The sequence below is a fragment of the Neobacillus sp. DY30 genome, assembly GCF_030123065.1.
Classification (GTDB): domain Bacteria; phylum Bacillota; class Bacilli; order Bacillales; family Cytobacillaceae; genus Neobacillus.
In genome coordinates, this window is the sequence record NZ_CP126093.1 from 3,582,491 (window position 1) to 3,601,085 (window position 18,595).

The window sequence follows — 18,595 nt, forward strand, 5'->3', positions numbered from 1 at the left end:
TAATTACTTTAACAAATCCTAGAAATATTATTAAGCTTCTTGTATAAATATAAATTTGACCACATTGTTTTTTATATTAGAAAACAATGGAAGCCCTCGCGTTAAAAAACGAAGGCTCCTTTATACCGCCTACATCAGCAGTTTCCATGATATTCTTATTCATGCTCAGTCCATCTCTTAATGATTTCCTTAACTTTTAAGACTGTGGTGGTAAGGTCTTCTTGTCTTTCCTTTAACCACTTTACTAATTCTTCCTGTTCCTTTAATCGAACTTTTATTGTTTTTTCCATTCTGCTCGGACTAGGTCCCCCTTGCAGATCCCGAATTTGAACAAAATATTCAGGGCTCAGGCATTGTTTTAATTCCTCTTCAGTTAAAACAGATTCCTTACCTGCAATTTTTTTGGATTGCTCGTTTAAAAGCTCCAATGTTAAGGATTCTATTGAAGTTTTTCCTGTATTCATTAATTCCTTAACTGTTGAACTTACAACGTGGTGAGCCTGACGGAATGAAAGACCTTCTTTTCGCACGATGGTATCTGCCAATTCAGTCACGGTCGCAAAGCTTTCTTTTGCTCTCTTAAGAAGGGTTTCTTTATTAACCTCCATCGTGAGTAAAACAGCCGTTAATAAATCATAAATGCCTCCGAGTCTTTCAATTGCTTTCCAGATATACGGCTGCATATCATCCTCTGTATCCACAATATCTCCGAATGGTGTATTATGGAGCATGAGTAAGACTGTTTGGCAATCTCCTGCTACACTTGATAAAAGAGCCCTCATATGTTCCATTGAAACAGGATTTCTTTTTTGCGGCATAATGGAACTAATTTGCACATAAGGGGCGGAAAGAAGAAATGCACCATACTCTTGTGTACCCCATAATAAGAAGTCTTGCATTGATCTTCCTAAATTTAATGCCGACAACTGAACAGCAGTAGCTGTCTCGGCTATATAATCAGCACCAGCAACCGCATCCCAGGCATTATCAATCATCTCCTCGAACCCTAGAAGGTCTTTCATGCGTTCCCGATTTATCGGAAATCCTGAAGTTGTTAAGGCTGCAGCTCCCATACTGCTGCGATTCACCGTTTTATAGGCTGCTTGCAGCCGATAAATATCTCTAGTGAGCATATCGGTCATCGCATTAAAATAATGACTCAATGTAGTTGGCTGCGCCTGCTGTGTGTGTGTATATCCAATCATGACCGTTTCTTTATGCTCATCGGTCAATTCGATAAGACCCTCCCGAAGTGTTAAGCCCTTTTCTATCAAAAATAAAAGTTTCTTGCGCAATGTCATACGGTAAATGGCAATTCCCATATCATTTCGGCTTCTTGCGATATGAAGGTTTCCTGCAATATCACCTGCATCTTCGATCAGAGAATGTTCAACTTCAAAAAATAAGTCCTCAAATTCCCCTGTGTAGCTTCTTCTTTTAATATCATCCATATCTAAGGTAGAAACGGCTTTCGCTATTTTAACGGCTTCTTCTTTTTCAACAAGACCTTGCTCTACCAACATTATTAAATGAGCTTGATGAATTTCCACCATTGAGTCTAAAAATTGTTGCTTTGCCTCATCATAGGCAGGTTCAAGAACCATGGATGTATAGGTTTTTGAAGGAAAAATCGTACCTTCTTTTTTTATAATTTTCTCTCGAAGTGATATTTTCACCTTGGTCCATCCCTTCTGTCTCTTAAAATTCAGGCCAGTTTTTGATTAGATTAAATATAATGTGTTCCACATTATTACTTATTTACTATAGTACATAAAAGAAAGGAAAAATGGGAACGCTATTTTAGTTATTTGTGAAAGGGGTTTCGAAAATGAGGAAACTTTCCTGTTTATTGATGTCCATTCATTTACTTGCTTCCTTACTACCTCCGATTAGTCTTGCACAAAGACAAAGTGAAACTGATGTCGAGCTTTGGAAAGTCGTTAAACCTCTAAATACTACCCTTACTTTTTTAAACACAGGAGCTCATCCAGACGATGAACAAAGTGATTTACTTGCTTATTTATCACGTGGATTGGGTATTAAAACAGCTAGCTTAATCGCTAACCGTGGTGAAGGTGGTCAAAACGCCATTGGAATTGAATTTGGGAATGCCCTTGGTATTATTCGCTCAAAGGAGATGATCGAAGCAGCAAAGGTAAATGGTGTAAAAGCCAATCATTTAAGCGAAACAACATCAGATTCAATATACGATTTTGGTTTTTCAAAATCACCAGAGGAAACTCTTGAAAAATGGGGAGAAGAAGTGACGTACGAACGTCTAATCAAATTTATTAGAACGTATCAGCCAGACATTGTAATGCCTTCTTTCGAAAATGTTGACAGCCAGCACGGACATCATCGATTGATGGCTGTTCTATCAGAAAAGGCATTTAAAGATGCAGCCGATCCAAATGTTTTCCCTGATCAACTGAAGAATGGCATAAAGACATGGCAAATTAAGAAGTTTTATTTACCTGCGAATGCTAGTACAGCAACAACCACTATCGAAATCGGTGATTTTGACCCAATCTATGGAATGAGTTACCCACAACTAGGTGAAGCATCAAGATATCTTCACAAAAGCCAGGGAATGGGAAATGCTATTCCTGTTGCACCTAGACAATTACATCTTAAATTAACTGAATCAGCTTTACAAACAGATTCAAATGATCTTTTTGCAGGTATTCCGTATGACTTCCATGCTTGGGCGGATATCATTCCAGCAGGGAACGTTAGTGAGCAGTTGAATACTTTACAAAACCAATTAGAAGGTATTATTAAACTGTATCCAGACCGTGAAACGATACTACCGGAATCACAAAAGGCTTTAAGGGCTGTACAAAATATAATTTCCAGTACAAAATCAGCCAATATCGATAACAGCCTTAAAAATGACTTGCTTCATAAGCTTGAAATAAAAGCAGAACAACTGCAGCAAGTAAGTTTCGTTTCTTCCAGCCTTGCTGTTGATACTGAGATCGGTTCTTATGTATTGACTCAGGATGAAAAAACTCAAGTAACTGTTAAGGTTACAAATGAAGGTAAAGAAAAAATCCAACATATTAAAACCGCTTTACATACTCCTGATAATTGGAAACATGAAGGTGTAATGAACGTAAACCATCTTAAGCCAGGTGAATCAAAGACCGTTACCTTTAATGTCACAGTTCCTTCTGATGCAGAATATTACCAACCTTATGGTGATGATGTCATTAAAGTACAACTAGCATTTAAGGAAAAAGGTGTTATAACCACATCTGTCATCGATTTAGACAACACAGTGAGTGTACTCCCTGAATTAGGTGTTACACCTGACCCAGTGAATATCACTGTTAATACTGCAGATGTACAAGATGAAATTCCTATCACTGTTAAAGTGAAAAACTATGCTAATGGTTCTAAAAACGCAAAGGTTTCTTTAAATCTTCCTGATGGCTGGACGAGTGAACCAGCAGCTACAAACGTGAACTTACCTAAAAGATATGAAGAAAAAGAAGTGTCGTTCACATTAGTTCCTCCTTCTACAGTTGTGGATGGTCATTTCTCTATCGCAGCGATTGCTGAAGCAGATGATAAAACTTTTGATATGACAGTACAAGAAATTAAATATGATCACATTAATGACTCCCACTTTATGTACTCTTCAAACATTTATGGTGTGGCTTTTGAGTTATTAAAACCAGCCAATCTGAAGGTTGGTTATATTGACAGCGGCTTTGATACGATTGCGGATTCTTTACAAAATGCTGGATTTGATATTACCCAGATAACACTAGAAGAATTAGCAAGTGGTGATCTTTCTAAATTTGCTACGATTGTCGCTGGAATCCGGTCGACTCTTGGAAGACCAGACCTATTGCAAAATAACGCCCGTTTGCTTGACTATGTGAAAAACGGTGGACATCTAGTCATGCAGTATGTAACTGCTGGAGATCCATGGAATAGAGGTGCATTTACACCGCCATATCCATTAGAAATAGGATCACCTTCTATTCGTGTCCGTGTCACTGACGAAAATGCAAAGGTTACCGTTACTCAGCCGGAACATGAACTCTTTAACAAGCCAAATAAGATTAACGATACTGACTGGGACGGATGGGTACAAGAAAGAGCTCTCTACTTCCCAACTATATGGGATGCAAACTATCAAACATTCGTCTCCATGGCAGATCCAGGTGAAGCTCCATTCAACAGTGGTATCCTAATGGCGGAATACGGTGAAGGAACATTCCTATACACCAACCTTGTATTCTATCGTCAAATCAATGCCCAAGTTCCGGGAGGATATCGAATTTTCACGAACTTAATTAGCTACGGTTCAAATAACTAGGTCGATTTAATTAGAGGTCTTTCCCAAAACTACATAGAATTATGTAGTATTTGGGAAAGACCTCTGTCCTTGTAAAGCCCTATAAATTAAGAAAATGAAGTGTCCATTCACGTCATTTTCTTTTTCAAGTATTCCATCTTAAAACAAATATAAAATTACCATCTATTCCCTATATAAAGTCTGCCGATATAGGCCAAATAGTTGAGAAAATTAACTTTATTTCATTTTTTCAAGCGGAATAGGGAACATTTTTAACAAAAATAGAATCCAAATAACAGATAATCCCCAAGCTAATAGCGGTTTTTTATGATGGATGAACAACATTGGAAACATGACGATATTAAATACCACTGACCATGTCATACTCCAGCCATTATGATGCCTTATTAAGTTTAAATAATGAAGATTTATGTATTCCAATATGGAATAGAGAAACACCCAGAACGAAACCCACATTCCCTGCTTCCATCTTATATTTGGAAAACGCCCTAAAAAAAGTAATATCGTCGACGGATAACCAATAAAAATAATCATTAGGCTTATAATGGTATGATTTAGGAGTACATTCTCCAAAAACAATGTTTCTTTATACGTCCACATCCAATAATTATAGAATAAAAAATTCTTTAATAAATCACCGACCATAAAAAATAAGGTGGTTGGATAATATTCACGCCAATTTCTCCAATCACCCCATATTATTGCTGCAAATAGGAAAAGTGCAACATAGAGTAAGAGCATTTTTTCCACTCCAGGTTTTTATCTATAGTTTTCCCAATTTTTGCGGTTATTACGGTACTATTTACAATTATTTTGGTAGGTCGTTATTTTTAAATACAACTGTATAAGAAGAAAATTTTTAGGAATAATAGTTGAGATAATAATCGAATGTAGGAGGCTAACGTAGGTGAAGTCAAAGAATGGGAAATCAAACAAAGAATTAAACAATGAACCAGTATTAACAAACGAAACAGGCACCTTACAAACTAACAAAAGTATCCCTGCCCAAGAAGACGGTTTTCGATATGATTACAACGACTCCTCTGATTTTAACGATAATAAAATGTCCTAATGGTGAACCGCAGATAAAAATGCGGTTCACACTATCATTAGCGTTTCTGACAAAAAATTGATTGCCAACCCTCTTGTTCATTCTCTTCAAAATAAAGAACCTTCCAATCTCCAAATTCCGCCAACAACTCATTGGACTTTAGTTTGTATTGGTCCGATACTCCTTGCTCCTCTATGTAGGGTGATTGATAGTATGTTTCCATAAAGAAATAACCCCCATCTTTTAAAACATTCTTCACAATTGGAAACAGTGAACGATCTAGGTAATAGGACATAACAATAAAGTCAAAGGGGTTATTTGGCCAATTTAACGTATCCAAATCTGTTAAATCGGTTACTCGAGGCTGCACACTTAGATTATCTTTGGCTGCCTGTTCTTGGACATAGTTGATAGCAACGTCTGAAATATCAATTGCCTCGACTTGATTGTTCATTCCTGCAAGGAACAAACTGTTTCCACCAAGACCACAAGCAATATCCAATGCCGTCCCCCCTTCCTTAAAATAAGATGCCAGATTCTTTAATCTTGGATTGGGTTGAGGTTCCTTTAGCTGAGTGATTCGATCCAGATGTTTCAAATTCCATTTGTCTTTTGTGTTCATACAACAACCTCCTATGTTTCCTCATGGGGCAACTCTCTTGCTATATTCCTAGATTTTAACATAAATCTACGTAATCTACATATAATTCAAACTATTTTAATTATCAATCTTCTGCCATTATTCCAAAAAAAAGGTGCTAGCTCATATGCACCTTGACTGTAGTAGCCGTTTTAAGCAGGTCTATAAAAATCAAAAAATAAGGAAAGCATTCTGTTTAGGCCCAGGACGCTTTCCTATTAAAGAGAATAACTAGGCTTTTGGTTTTTCTTTTCCCATCGAGTCAAATAATTGTATAGATGATAAGGCATTGAATGGTAAGGTTACATTGTGTTTAAGCCCTTCGTTGTAAGCCGCTTTTAAGTCTTTAAGTAAAACAGCTAAGGCAGTGTCCGCTGTCCATTCAGAAACATCTCTCCAATTTCTAGCCACCCAGCTATCACCTGTACTTACCTTTAACAAGCTAACGACCTCTTCTTGAGGTAAGCCATAGTGATTTGCTAATTTAAGTCCTTCCGCTACAGCATTCATGTTAATTCCGAGAATCATATTATTTACTAATTTTGCTACTTGGCTGTTGCCTGGTTCCTCGCCATAGTAGAATGTATTAGATCCAATGGCATCGAAGTAGGGTTTAAAAGATTTTACGATTTCTTCTGAACCAGAAGCCATAATGGATAATGTTCCAGCTTGAGCACCTGAAGCACCACCACTTACTGCAGCGCTACCGCCCATTATTGGTTTTTTATTTTTCCCAAAAATCATTAAAGGGTTTAATAGTTTGTTCCCCGACATAAAAATAAACATCTCTGAAGAAGATTCAAATAGTGTTAAACAGGAAGTACGTGACGGAATATTGGATTTTGGAGTTGTCATGCTGCCGGCGGATGAAAAGGAGTTTGATATAACTCCCTTTGTTTATGAGGAACTAGCGCTCTTTGTCCACTATACCCATCGATTAGCACATAGGGAAAAAGTTGATTTAAGTGAGTTAAAAAATGAAAACTTTATTTTATTTAACCAAGAACTAATTTATAACCTCATTATTCAAAAATGCCTAGGAGCAGGTTTTCGTCCGAGAATTGCTTATGAAATATCTGAGTGGGGTTTTATTAGTGAAATGATTGGTGAGAACATAGGCATTTCGATTTGTCCAAAACCTATATCAAAAAAAATGAATCAAGATTTAATAAAGGTAATCTCCATTGAAAATCCAAGTATTCCTTGGAATCTAGGATTTATCTCAAAAAAGAGAAAACAACTTCACCTGCAGTACGTGAATTTATCAAGTATATTTCTGAACTATTACCTATTAAATTATGATATGGGCTTGGCACCTTTTTAAAATTCTACTTATTACCATTTATAATATTAATATATTGGCTTTAGTTCTATCTGTAGCGGCATAAAAAAGCGACTGTTCATAATTGAACAATCGCCTTCTTTAGCTTTATATTTGTGTAAAAACACTTCACTGGACTTAAAGAATTTCAAAAAATATCGTTTTAGCACTAGCATTCTTCGTTAAGAAGCTACTGCTGAATGATTTGAATAAGATTGCCACAGGTGTCGTCGAAAACAGCTATTGTGACATTGCCCATTTTTGTCGGCTCCATCGTAAACTTCACTCCGTTTTCCACAAGTCGTTTGTATTCTTCATGAATATCTGCAACGCCAAACATTGTTGCAGGGATGCCTTCGGAGGATATCCTCTTTTGGTATTCCTTAGCGGCAGGATGAACATTGGGTTCGAGCAAAAGTTCAGTACCGTTTTGCTCATCTGCAGAAACAAGCGTTATCCATCTATATTCTCCAGTTGGAACATCGTGCTTTTTTATAAAGCCAAGCTTTTTTGTATAAAATTTTAATGCCTCGTCTTGATCTTCAACAAATAGACTGGTAACAACGATTTTCATACTGTATTTCCTCCTTTGATTTAATTTATTAAATTACTCTATCCATCCTTTTAGCAAATTTTTAAGCGGTTCGTTGTTGAATCGTATTACTCGATATTTTCCCTTTCTTATGGATTTCACGAGTCCTGCATCTTCCAATACAGAAAGATGTTTAGCTATTGCTTGTCTCGAAATGGAAAGGTTATGCTTCATAATAAGACGTACCGTTAGTTCATACAACGTCAACTCGTTACGTTCGGTTAGTTCGTCTAAAATGAGCCTTCGCGTTGAGTCACTTAGTGCTTTAAAAATGGCGTCTTTGTCCCAATTCATATTTAGAGTATAAGTAACCCTGTGGTTGCTTGTCAAGAACAAGTAACCGTAGAGTTGCATGATAAAAATGGAACACCCTTTACCGAAGATTTTAGCACTAACTAAACTCTACAACAAAAAAATTAAGAGAGCTCTGAGACTCTCTTATAACAACGATTGATTACCATAAAAAATCTAAGATATTGGATTGGATAAGATTCGTGTCAATGTTACAGGTTTCGCCGTCAATTCCATATTGCCAAATGGAAACTGGTATGTTTTCGGGTGCCCCTGGCTGGAATTGCGGTGCATTGGCCTGCGGAGTTACGCCGGGATCTGGGTTACTACTCCAAATGATGGTTTGAGATTGAACATTCTGATTGGAGAAAATAGCTGCTGTGTATGCGGTGTTAAGAGGACTTTCGTGGGTAAAGACACCGTAGATACCAGGCTTATAAGGTGAACCTAGTAAAGTATCAACCCATCCACGGATAAATGCTTCATCCACAGGGTATGACGGTTCAATATCAGCGAAAATCGCTTTCCCCTCCGGGATTCCTATTTGTTGTGCATAGGCAATCGCCGCTTGTGCTTCCAGCGTCCCTCTTTCATAAGTTGTCGCGTTTGTAAAATGGTTGTAAATCGGGATAATCTTAATCCCTTGTTGATGAAGAAGCTCCACTTCTTCAGGTGTCAAACCAGCCGATACCCCTTCCTTGGTGTCCAGATATCTTCCAAAGACAGAAGGCTTCCCATAGTTATCCACTACACATTGTAAAAATGCTTGGTCTAGCGGACTAGCCGTATCGACTCCCCATAAAATTTGGGTCGGCTCCTGTTGTGTAGCTGGTTCTGGTTGTGACTGAGGTGATTTATCTGGCGCCGCCCCTTCTTTACCTATCTTCGTTACAGTTTGTGGTTCATTTATAGGTTCTGTAGTAGGTTGCATGTTATTTTGGTGAGACAAAACAAGGAGGATTGGGAGGACAAGTAAAACGCCTAATAAAATGACCCAAAACAATTTGCCTGTTTTCATTTTTCTCCTCCATACGACTGACTTCAAAGTTAATTTATTCGGACAGTCGTATAATAGCGTGAGGATATTTACCCACTCCTTTAGAACGAAAAACGCCTAACATCAGTGGCTAGACGTGATTGGTGGAAAAACATACTTTATTTTACTAACCGTTAAAACAATAACCATAAATTCATAAAACTCTTTATCAGTTAACATAATATTATTATCTCTTATATTACTCTATAATTTTATATATTAATGAATCTCGATCATTTGTGTTAAAATTTTACAAAAGGACATCCTTGTGATTTAGTAGTATAAACCATAAAGAAGCCAGAATCCATTTCTATTAAATGGTCCTGGCAATCGTTTTTAAATTTACATAATATTATTATAAAAAGATGTAGATCTATAATTTTGCTTGTACCGACTGTAACTTCCGCTGCATGGTATTTTCCTTGTCGCGTCGGTCATCAATGCGAACGTTCGTACATACTCTCTGTAAGCCTTTCTTAAACGGAACTTCATGAAGTTCGTTAACAATCTCCAGCAATAGTTTTAACTCACCTTCGATTAACGTACTCATTGGGGTTAACTGATACTTCACCCTTCCTTCATACTGTTGAAGTACTTTTTGTATTTCAGCTACATACTCACTAACACTAGGTGTGCCTGTCCCAACTGGAATCACTGTAATATCGACAATTGCCATTTTACGACCTCCTGCTTTCTTCATTCCTCATTAGAATATCATGAATATAGGCAAGACAAAAATCTAATGCAATTAATTTAGGACTAGATATACTGGGACAGAACATCAAAATTACTGAAATAACCCAACGAATGTAACCAAAATCACTATATAATTATAAATTAACTTGATAGTCATTTTTATTTAGATAAGGGAATAGACAAGGTGAGTGAAAAAATTGAAAAACAGATTAAAATTTATAGGATTTCCTTTTCGTCAAAAAAATGAAACAAGTCTTCAAATAAAAAAGCTTAAAGTGTGCAGTGGAATAAGGACAATCAGCATAACCGTTCAAGTTGCAGATACTCCCAAAAAAAGAGATAAGGGCTTAATGTTTGTTAAAAACTTGCCTGAAAACGAGGGAATGCTATTTGTGTTTTCAGCAAAAACATATGGCGGTTTCTGGATGAAAAACACCTTAATTCCTTTATCCATTGCTTTTCTTGATTCAGATGGAAAGATTTTAAGAATATTAGATATGGTGCCATGTAAAGATGATTTTTGTCCTACTTATGATCCTGAAATTTATTATCATTATGCACTTGAAGTCAATTTGGGATGGTTTGATAGGAATCAAATCAAAGAAGGGGATTTTGTAATGTTTGTTTGAAATCATCCCACCTATTTATCACAAGACAGTATCAATATGTGAGAAAATAAAAAACCATCTATATACTACAAAAAATAGACGGTTTATGTAGAAATTATTTAGGGGTGGCAGCACAAATTTCCTTCTCCCTTTTCGAGAGCAGATTTCAGACTTTCAAGAACACTAAACCGTCTGGTGTAAAATATTAAAAATACTTATTTTAAAGTTTTCTACGATGTTCATACACTATCCGTGCCATCTCCTCTAATATAAAAATAACAGGGATTTGCGTGGTAATATTCGAAGAGTCATAAAACTCCTCCGTCACATAATAAGATACATTTTTATCAGAAATCTTGGCAATCATGGACTGTGAGTTATTAGTAATACTTAAAATCTTACTGCCCTTTTCTTTTAATTTATGAATGTGAGAGATGGTAAACTCACTTTCTCCCGAAACAGAAAGAGCCACCGTAATACTATTATGTAAGTCAGCGTGAACAGGCATATACCAGTCTTTTAAATACGTAGAGAACTTGCCTAAACTCGAAAGGTATCTCGCTCCGTATTCTGCAAGGATTCCCGAACTGCCAATTCCTATGAAAAATACATGTTCTGCTTTAGAAATGGCTTCTGCTGCCTCCTCTAACTTTCTAATGAAATTCTCATTTTGCGTGCGCTCGAAAAACTCCGCTAACACATGCTGGCCGCTTTTAATCCTAGGGTCACTTTTTTCTTCAAATAAAAGCTTCAGTTTTACTTTAAACTCAGAAAACCCTTCGCAATTTAATTTTCTGCAGAACCGCATGATGGTGGAAGTGGAAACATGCGCTTCATCCGCAAGATCTCGTATACGCATATAAACGACCTTTTCTTTATTTTGCATGATGTATTTATAAAGTAGCAACTCAAGTTCATTGAAAGTTGCAATGACCTCATTTGTAAACAAAGTCTTCTCTCCCTTCTTGTGAACGTTGTACCTTTTGTTAGTATACTTCAAAAGAGAAACACAGTGTTATTTTTGAGAAACAAATTTCTTTCGGTGGAAAACAAATCTAATGCTTTCAAATCTATATCGAATTCCCTTTTCCTCCTCTAGAATAGGTTTTGTAAATTCGTATTTATTAGGAGGATGACCATGAGTAAAGGAATTAAGATCGTAACGATTGGCGGAGGTTCAAGTTATACTCCAGAATTAGTGGAAGGGTTTATTAAAAGATACGATGAATTGCCTGTAAGGGAATTATGGTTGGTTGATATAGAAGCAGGAAGAGAAAAATTGGAGATTGTTGGAAGTCTAGCGAAAAGGATGATTGAAAAAGCAGGCCTTCCCATTACAGTTCAATTAACACTAGATAGAAGAGCGGCATTAAAAGGTGCAGATTTTGTAACAACACAATTTCGTGTAGGATTATTAGACGCTCGTGCTAAAGATGAAAGAATTCCTTTAAGCCATGGGGTATTAGGGCAAGAAACAAATGGACCTGGTGGACTCTTTAAAGGGTTGCGCACGATTCCAGTCATTTTGGACATTATAAAAGATATAAAAGAACTTTGTCCAGATGCTTGGTTAATCAACTTTACAAACCCTGCCGGCATGGTGACCGAAGCGGTTCTTCGCTATACCGACCATAAAAAGATCGTTGGTTTATGTAATGTTCCGATTGGAATTGAGATGGGAGTCGCAAAGCTATTAGATGTGGACCATTCTCGTATTCGAATTGATTTCGCTGGTTTAAATCATATGGTATATGGTTTAGATGTATATCTAGACGGCGTAAGTGTGAAAGATCGAGTAATCGAACTGTTAACAAGTCCAGAGAACAGCAGCTTCGTGAAAAACGTAGAAGGTCAAGGATGGGAGCCAGAATTTATTCGTGCGTTAAATGCCCTAACATGTCCATATCACCTTTACTATTATAAGAGTGATGAAATGCTAGAAAAAGAGCTGAAAAACTTCAAAGCGGGCACAACAAGAGCAGAGGTTGTGAAGAAATTAGAAGAAGAATTATTCGAGCTTTACAAAGATCCTAATTTAGCCATTAAACCTCCTCAGTTAGAGGAACGTGGCGGTGCGTATTACAGCGATGCAGCGGTTCGTTTAATTTCTTCCATTTATAACGACAAAAGGGACATTCAGCCGGTCAACACGATTAATAATGGAGCAATTGCTAGTATTCCTTACGAGTCTGCAGTGGAAGTAAGTTGTGTTATCACAAAAGAAGGTCCCAAGCCGATTATAAATGGAGATTTACCGGTTGCTGTTAAGGGGCTCGTACAACAAATTAAATCATTTGAACGTGTTGCGGCTGAGGCAGCCGTTACAGGAAACTACGATACTGCACTACTAGCTATGACCATCAACCCGCTCGTTCCTTCTGATAAAATCGGTAAAACGATCTTGGATGAAATGCTTGAAGCACATAAAGAGCATTTACCAAAGTTTTTTCAAACTGTAGAAGTTTAAATTAGTAGGTTTACTTGAAGTAGCTATAGCTCAGTCGAAAAATAGGACTGAGCTATTGTTGATAAAAATTATAAGCGGAAAAATTCCGCCTAAATTGGGAAATACCCATATTTCCTTAAAATTAACCGGAGTTTTTCCGTTTATCTTATCTAAATCTTTGGATTTTTGGCTTTATTAGAGCAGTTAACCGGAATTTCTCCGCTTATATCCGCTTCTTAAGCTTCCCCTATATACATTAGCAGAAAATTCTCCGCCTATGAATACTCATACCTACACAAAACCGATACGGAAAAGACGGATTAAACAGAGGTGAAACCTCCGACTTCCATCCCTTTTTGCACCCTTAAATGCTCAGCAATAAAAGCAATGAATTCACCATTAGTCGGTCGCCCTCTTAATGGACTTACTGTGTTTCCAAATAAAAAATCTAACTGCTCAATTCCTCCTCGATTCCATCCAACTTCAATTGCATGTCTTATGGCTCTTTCTACACGACTTGGAGTGGTATGATATTTTGATGCGATAGCCGGATATATTACTTTTGAAAAACTAGTTTCACTGCCATTATTTATCATTTGAATAGCTTCTCTTAAAAAAAAAATATCCTTTTAGATTGGCTGGAATACCTATAGTACGTAAAATATCGGTAATTTGCAATTCTAATTTTTCATCATTATTTGTGTTTTGTATTACCTTTTCTAATGTTTTTTTTAATGAAACACTTGTTGAACAAATAGACATGATCATGTTTGTTAAATGGTGTAGTTCAATTGGTTTCATCAAAAAATAGGACGCACCAAACTCCTTTGCTTGTGTTATGGTATCCTCATTTCCTATAGAGGTAAGTATTATTACCTTTGTGCTTATATTTTCTTCATATATATTTTTTAATAAAGAAAGACCATCGGAATATGGCATAACCAGATCTAAAATAATTAAGTCTGGTTTCTGATGCTTTATTAACTCCATTCCCCTCATTCCATCATGCGCAACTCCAATCACCTCTATATCATTGAACGTCGAGAGAAAATCTTTAAGTATTTCTGTAAATTGTATATTATCATCAATTATTCCGATTTTTATCATATTATTAATTCTCCTTTTTTGTAAATCGGGATTGATTCTGGTTGTTGTCATGAATTTCCTGTTTTCTGTACCTTTGCTAAGCCACCGGGATCCAAATGGGAAACGCCAAATAAATCTAATTATGTATTGTATCAACCTTTTTAAGCGGGACTTTATTCCTCCTTATTAGTTCGATAATAAAAAAAGCCAAAATAGAATAACCCTCTCGCAGGGTGTATCTATTTTGGCTTATGTTTGAGCTCAATAAAAATATTGTCTAGATCATCTTCCAAATAGGAATATTAAATTATTTTGGTTGCTTTTACCAAATTAAATGGTACCTTACCATTTTAAAATAATCAAGACCAAACAAACATTCGCTGTATTAATCAAAAAGAATGTGGATAGTGTTTTTATCTAAATTACACTATCCACTCTTTACTTACTTGGGATTTTACAGCCATCGTCATCATTACTCAACTTAAAATGAGTATGATTCCCCGTCATTAGGAACTAAAATAGTTGAAGAAATTCCTTTTTCTTTAATAAAGCTTTTTAATTCTGCTCTCGATAATGTCCAATGATTTACAGCTTCCATATGGACAGAGATAATTTTGGCGTTTGGGGCAGCTTTATATACTTCATAGATATCCTCTTTGCCCATCACAAGGGAGCCGCCTTGTAGGAATTGATTATCACCGCCATTGACCACAATAATTTCTGGTGTGTGTGTTTCAATAACTTCTTGAACTGCTTTATACCAAACTGTATCACCAGCTACATATAAAGTTTTCTCTTTTGGATGTTCGAAGACAACGCCACACACTTCACCAGCCAGTTTTAAGATTTCCCCTCTACCATGCTCACCTTTTGTTTTAGTAAGTTTAATATCCTCATAGATTGAATCTTCTTGTAAAACTTCTACATTTTGAAAACCATCGTTTCGAACTGCTTTCGCGTCTACTTCATTCTGAACAAATATTTTAATATCCTTTGGCAAGACCTCTTTGGCCGTATTATCCCAATGGTCTAAATGCAAATGCGTAACAATGACAGCATCTATATTTTTAACAACTTTATCAATCGATGCTGGTAAGCTGACTAAAGGATTATTTTGATTTTGTCGTAATGAATTGGGGAAAGGCGGGTAGGTCCCCTTCTCTGCTAAAAATGGGTCTATTAAGAACTTTTTTCCTGCATAGTGAACAACCAGGGTTGCATTTCGAATTAGTTGTATATTCATGTTTTCTATCTCCTTTTCTATAATCTAGATGTAGTTTATACTATCTCCATAAACAGATACATAGATTAAATCAAGTCTTTTGCCGCTTTTACTTGATTAATGAAAGGAGTTGAAGAAATGTTAGACCCTACAGATAAGCGCATATTAGACGAACTCTCTAAGAACAGTCGTATTACAATGAAGGAATTAGGTGAGAAAGTCCATTTGACTGGGCAGGCAGCTTCAGCAAGAGTGGCAAAGTTAGAGGACAGCGGAATCATCGAGGGATATACCATTAAAATCAATCAAATAAAATTGGGGTATGTTGTTCACGCAATGATAAACATCTTTACAAAAAGCACTCATCATGACCCTTATTTATCATTCATAAAAACTCAGGAACCATACGTAATAAACAATTACAAAATCGGCGGGGATAGCTGTTATCTATTAGAATGCAAATTTCCATCCAATGAAGTTTTAGATACATTTTTAATAAGCTTAAACAAATATGTAAACTACAAATTATCAATTGTTATCAGTAAATAGAGCTAGGAATATTGTGAAAAATCCTTCACTTAACGTCCACAAAAAAAAGCTGCCATTCGGCAGCTTTTTACTCATACTTTTTCATGTCTAAAGATTTTCCACTTTTTTCATCAGTTGGTTTTCACCCATGGTCCTTAGTTTCTTGATATCAAGACGAATAAGGAGTGAAACCGTTAGAGCGACAATAAAGATTCCTGAAAAAATAACCAATGTCCCCTGATAGCTTCCAGTTGTTTCCCTGACCCAGGATACAAAGATCGGTCCTGCAAGGCCAGCTGCTGCCCATGCAGTTAATATATATCCATGAATCGCCCCAAGCTGCTTAGTACCAAACAAATCGCCGATATAGGCAGGTATTGAAGAGAAACCTCCTCCGTAACAGGTCATGATGATATAAACCAGAATTGAAAATAATAACCCAACTGTAATATTTGGAAGCATAAAAAAGGCAACAATTTGAAAAGCAAAGAATAGTGTATAGACATTTGGTCTTCCAATGTAATCGGAAATGGTCGCCCAAACAATCCTTCCTCCGCCGTTAAATAACCCCATTATTCCAACCATGGTTGCCGCCCCAGCTGCCGACATTCCTACTAGCTCTTGTGCCATCGGCGATGCAACTGAAAGAATCGCAATTCCACAGGTAACATTGATAAATAACATCAACCATAAAGCCCAGAACTGTCTTGTTCTCACTGCCTCATTTGCGGTTAACTGACGCAGGTCCTCTTTTAATTTTATACCGCCTGATTTCTGTCCTGCTGCAGCGACACCCTTAGGTACCCAGTCTGCTTTCGGCGGAGCAAGATATTGTGCAGAACAAAAAATGATAATGAAGTAGGCCGTTCCAAGTAAATAGAAGGTGTTGGATATCCCATATTCCACAATTAAATGATTCATAATTGGACTGCTTATTAGGGATGCAAATCCAAATCCCATAATGGCTAGTCCCGTCGCAAGACCTCTTCTATCAGGGAACCACTTTACCAAAGTAGAAACCGGAGTAATATACCCAACTCCTAACCCAATTCCAGCAATCATTCCATAAAATAAATAGAGTAATAGCAATGATTCTACTTGAATGGCAAAACCTGACCCAGCAACTCCGACTCCAAAAAATATAGCACTTAGTGTTCCAGCTGCTCTTGGTCCAAACTTTTCTACAAAATGACCTAAAAAAGCTGCTGATAATCCTAAGAAAAGAATAGCTAAGCTAAAGGTAAGCGATATTTGCTTTAAACCCCACCCCATTTCTTGTTGAAGTGGTTTTGTGAATACACTCCAAGCGTAAACCGAACCAATTGAAATATGTATTCCAACCGCTGATAAAGCAATTAACCAACGATTTTTTATATGCATTCTTTCATCCCTCTCTCCAAATTGTATGGTCTTGTTGACTCTTAAGTCTTAATCTTCATAGGTTACCATTATTTTAGAAGCTGATAATTCAGCTCGTTCTCTAGCCTCATCCACACATTTCCCGTTGCATAACACGACCGCCATTCGTCGTCCCACTTTTGTTTCTGGTTTTCCAAAAACGCGAACCTGTGTATAAGGGACGGCTAAACTTTCAGCGATTCCGGAAATGTGGTATGTCTTACTTTCTTTTGTGGCCTTAATTGTATGACTTGCACCTGGTTTCACTAACTGAACATCTGGTATCGGATAGCCTAAAATGGCCCTAACATGTAAGGCAAATTCTGATAAATCTTGGGTAACCATTGTTACCATCCCCGTGTCATGTGGCCTTGGCGACACTTCACTAAAATAGACTCCTTGTGGAGAAAGGAATAATTCAACACCAAATACTCCGTATCCACCGAGCGCATCCGTGATTTTTTTAGCGATATCCTGCGCTTCTAGGATTTGTTCCTCAGACATGTCATGCGGCTGCCATGATTCTATATAATCACCATCTTTTTGCACATGCCCAATAGGTGCACAAAAGGTTGTTCCGGAGGCAGAGCGTACGGTTAAAAGTGTAATTTCAGATTCAAAATGGATAAATTCTTCGACAATCATTCGGGCTTTGTTCCCTCTTCCACCTGAAATGGCTTCATTCCAAGAATATTCCACATCCTCAATCGTACGACAAACGGTTTGCCCTTTTCCAGAAGAACTCATAATGGGTTTAATCACGCAGGGAGTCCCGATTTTCTGTACTGCATTCCTTAATTCGTAAAGTGTGTCTGCAAAGGCGTACTTCGCTGTTGGAAGCTCAAGTTCTTCACTAGCCAATCGGCGGATTCCTTCCCTATCCATCGTTAGGTTCACGGCATTCGCTGTCGGTACGATACGAAAACCTTCCTTCTCGAGTTCTACTAGAGTTTCTGTCGCAATCGCCTCAATTTCGGGAACCACAAAATCTGGTGTCTCTCCTTCTATCACTCTACGAAGTTCTTCTCCATTAAGCATGTCCACCACATATGAACGATGGGCCACCTGCATGGCCGGAGCATTTTCATAGCGGTCAACCGCAATGGTCTCCAGCCCTAGACGCTGAGCCTCAATCATTATCTCTTTGCCAAGTTCACCTGATCCAAGTAACATTATCTTTTTTGTCTGGGTACTAAACACCTAATGCAACCCCTATCGTTTGTCTTTTGATTATAATAACTCATATTTATTGTAATTTCAAGGTGATTTTTACAATGAAACACGAATGTTTTTTTGAAAAAATAAATTATTGTTCGTGTTTTAAATGTAAGCGGTATCGCGATAGTTAAG

At 37.1% G+C, this 18,595-nt stretch carries 20 protein-coding genes; 6 read left to right on the top strand and 14 right to left on the bottom strand.

Going from position 1 to position 18,595, the window contains the following annotated elements:
• Positions 1–155 precede the first annotated feature (155 nt).
• A complete protein-coding gene (argH, locus tag QNH29_RS17365; RefSeq protein WP_283860632.1) occupies positions 156–1,676 on the bottom strand; it encodes an argininosuccinate lyase in 1,521 nt (506 codons plus the stop codon).
• A 152-nt stretch (positions 1,677–1,828) separates the two neighbouring features.
• Between argH and QNH29_RS17370 the strand changes: the two genes are divergently transcribed.
• Positions 1,829–4,330, top strand: a complete 2,502-nt coding sequence (locus QNH29_RS17370) for an NEW3 domain-containing protein (RefSeq protein ID WP_283860633.1) — start codon at positions 1,829–1,831, stop codon at positions 4,328–4,330.
• Positions 4,331–4,546: 216 nt separating this feature from the next.
• Here the strand turns inward: QNH29_RS17370 and QNH29_RS17375 are convergent, their stop codons facing one another.
• Positions 4,547–5,071 (bottom strand): CBO0543 family protein, encoded by a 525-nt coding sequence (locus tag QNH29_RS17375; RefSeq protein ID WP_283860634.1) that lies wholly within the window; start codon positions 5,069–5,071, stop codon positions 4,547–4,549.
• A gap of 166 nt (positions 5,072–5,237) precedes the next feature.
• On the opposite strand from QNH29_RS17375, the gene QNH29_RS17380 reads away from it, so the two are divergent.
• Positions 5,238–5,402 (top strand): hypothetical protein, encoded by a 165-nt coding sequence (locus QNH29_RS17380; RefSeq protein ID WP_283860635.1) that lies wholly within the window; start codon positions 5,238–5,240, stop codon positions 5,400–5,402.
• Between the two features lie 37 nt (positions 5,403–5,439).
• On the opposite strand, the gene QNH29_RS17385 is transcribed toward QNH29_RS17380, so the two are convergent.
• On the bottom strand, positions 5,440–6,003 hold the full coding sequence (locus QNH29_RS17385; RefSeq protein ID WP_283860636.1) for a class I SAM-dependent methyltransferase: 564 nt from the start codon (positions 6,001–6,003) through the stop codon (positions 5,440–5,442).
• Positions 6,004–6,252: 249 nt separating this feature from the next.
• A complete protein-coding gene (locus QNH29_RS17390; protein ID WP_283860637.1) occupies positions 6,253–6,876 on the bottom strand; it encodes an NAD(P)-dependent oxidoreductase in 624 nt (207 codons plus the stop codon).
• On the opposite strand from QNH29_RS17390, the gene QNH29_RS17395 reads away from it, so the two are divergent.
• Positions 6,764–7,345 (top strand): LysR substrate-binding domain-containing protein, encoded by a 582-nt coding sequence (locus QNH29_RS17395; protein ID WP_283865667.1) that lies wholly within the window; start codon positions 6,764–6,766, stop codon positions 7,343–7,345. The two genes, QNH29_RS17390 and QNH29_RS17395, sit on opposite strands and share 113 nt — an antisense overlap.
• A gap of 187 nt (positions 7,346–7,532) precedes the next feature.
• Here the strand turns inward: QNH29_RS17395 and QNH29_RS17400 are convergent, their stop codons facing one another.
• The 4 genes from QNH29_RS17400 to QNH29_RS17415 all read right to left on the bottom strand — a co-directional run bounded on the left by QNH29_RS17400 (position 7,533) and on the right by QNH29_RS17415 (position 9,937).
• Positions 7,533–7,916: a VOC family protein gene (locus tag QNH29_RS17400; protein WP_283860639.1), complete on the bottom strand. Its 384-nt coding sequence runs from the start codon at positions 7,914–7,916 to the stop codon at positions 7,533–7,535.
• A 33-nt stretch (positions 7,917–7,949) separates the two neighbouring features.
• Positions 7,950–8,228: an ArsR/SmtB family transcription factor gene (locus QNH29_RS17405; protein WP_283860640.1), complete on the bottom strand. Its 279-nt coding sequence runs from the start codon at positions 8,226–8,228 to the stop codon at positions 7,950–7,952.
• Positions 8,229–8,388: 160 nt separating this feature from the next.
• Positions 8,389–9,243 (bottom strand): glycoside hydrolase domain-containing protein, encoded by an 855-nt coding sequence (locus QNH29_RS17410; RefSeq protein WP_283860641.1) that lies wholly within the window; start codon positions 9,241–9,243, stop codon positions 8,389–8,391.
• Between the two features lie 391 nt (positions 9,244–9,634).
• The gene (locus QNH29_RS17415) at positions 9,635–9,937 is read right to left on the bottom strand and encodes an MTH1187 family thiamine-binding protein (protein ID WP_283860642.1); all 303 of its coding nucleotides are present in this window, start codon (positions 9,935–9,937) and stop codon (positions 9,635–9,637) included.
• 217 nt (positions 9,938–10,154) lie between these two features.
• On the opposite strand from QNH29_RS17415, the gene QNH29_RS17420 reads away from it, so the two are divergent.
• Positions 10,155–10,586, top strand: a complete 432-nt coding sequence (locus QNH29_RS17420) for a DUF192 domain-containing protein (protein ID WP_283860643.1) — start codon at positions 10,155–10,157, stop codon at positions 10,584–10,586.
• 199 nt (positions 10,587–10,785) lie between these two features.
• Here the strand turns inward: QNH29_RS17420 and QNH29_RS17425 are convergent, their stop codons facing one another.
• Positions 10,786–11,514: a MurR/RpiR family transcriptional regulator gene (locus QNH29_RS17425; RefSeq protein ID WP_283860644.1), complete on the bottom strand. Its 729-nt coding sequence runs from the start codon at positions 11,512–11,514 to the stop codon at positions 10,786–10,788.
• A gap of 189 nt (positions 11,515–11,703) precedes the next feature.
• Here QNH29_RS17425 and QNH29_RS17430 point away from each other — a divergent pair, with 189 nt between their 5' ends.
• Entirely contained in the window at positions 11,704–13,032 is a 1,329-nt protein-coding gene (locus QNH29_RS17430) for a 6-phospho-beta-glucosidase (protein ID WP_283860645.1), read from the top strand.
• Between the two features lie 299 nt (positions 13,033–13,331).
• Here the strand turns inward: QNH29_RS17430 and QNH29_RS17435 are convergent, their stop codons facing one another.
• The 3 genes from QNH29_RS17435 to QNH29_RS17445 form a co-directional block, all read right to left on the bottom strand.
• A complete protein-coding gene (locus tag QNH29_RS17435) occupies positions 13,332–13,607 on the bottom strand; it encodes a sporulation initiation factor Spo0A C-terminal domain-containing protein (RefSeq protein ID WP_283860646.1) in 276 nt (91 codons plus the stop codon).
• Positions 13,597–14,118, bottom strand: a complete 522-nt coding sequence (locus QNH29_RS17440) for a response regulator (RefSeq protein WP_283860647.1) — start codon at positions 14,116–14,118, stop codon at positions 13,597–13,599. The genes QNH29_RS17435 and QNH29_RS17440 overlap by 11 nt, the downstream gene beginning before the upstream one ends.
• A 460-nt stretch (positions 14,119–14,578) precedes the next feature.
• The gene (locus QNH29_RS17445) at positions 14,579–15,340 is read right to left on the bottom strand and encodes an MBL fold metallo-hydrolase (protein ID WP_283860648.1); all 762 of its coding nucleotides are present in this window, start codon (positions 15,338–15,340) and stop codon (positions 14,579–14,581) included.
• Between the two features lie 117 nt (positions 15,341–15,457).
• On the opposite strand from QNH29_RS17445, the gene QNH29_RS17450 reads away from it, so the two are divergent.
• Entirely contained in the window at positions 15,458–15,868 is a 411-nt protein-coding gene (locus QNH29_RS17450) for an Lrp/AsnC family transcriptional regulator (RefSeq protein ID WP_283860649.1), read from the top strand.
• An 87-nt stretch (positions 15,869–15,955) separates the two neighbouring features.
• Here QNH29_RS17450 and QNH29_RS17455 read toward each other — a convergent pair whose 3' ends face one another.
• Together QNH29_RS17455 and purT are read right to left on the bottom strand one after the other, a co-directional pair.
• Positions 15,956–17,227, bottom strand: a complete 1,272-nt coding sequence (locus tag QNH29_RS17455; RefSeq protein ID WP_283860650.1) for an L-lactate MFS transporter — start codon at positions 17,225–17,227, stop codon at positions 15,956–15,958.
• A 48-nt stretch (positions 17,228–17,275) separates the two neighbouring features.
• Positions 17,276–18,418: a formate-dependent phosphoribosylglycinamide formyltransferase gene (purT, locus tag QNH29_RS17460; RefSeq protein ID WP_481858840.1), complete on the bottom strand. Its 1,143-nt coding sequence runs from the start codon at positions 18,416–18,418 to the stop codon at positions 17,276–17,278.
• Positions 18,419–18,595 lie beyond the last annotated feature (177 nt).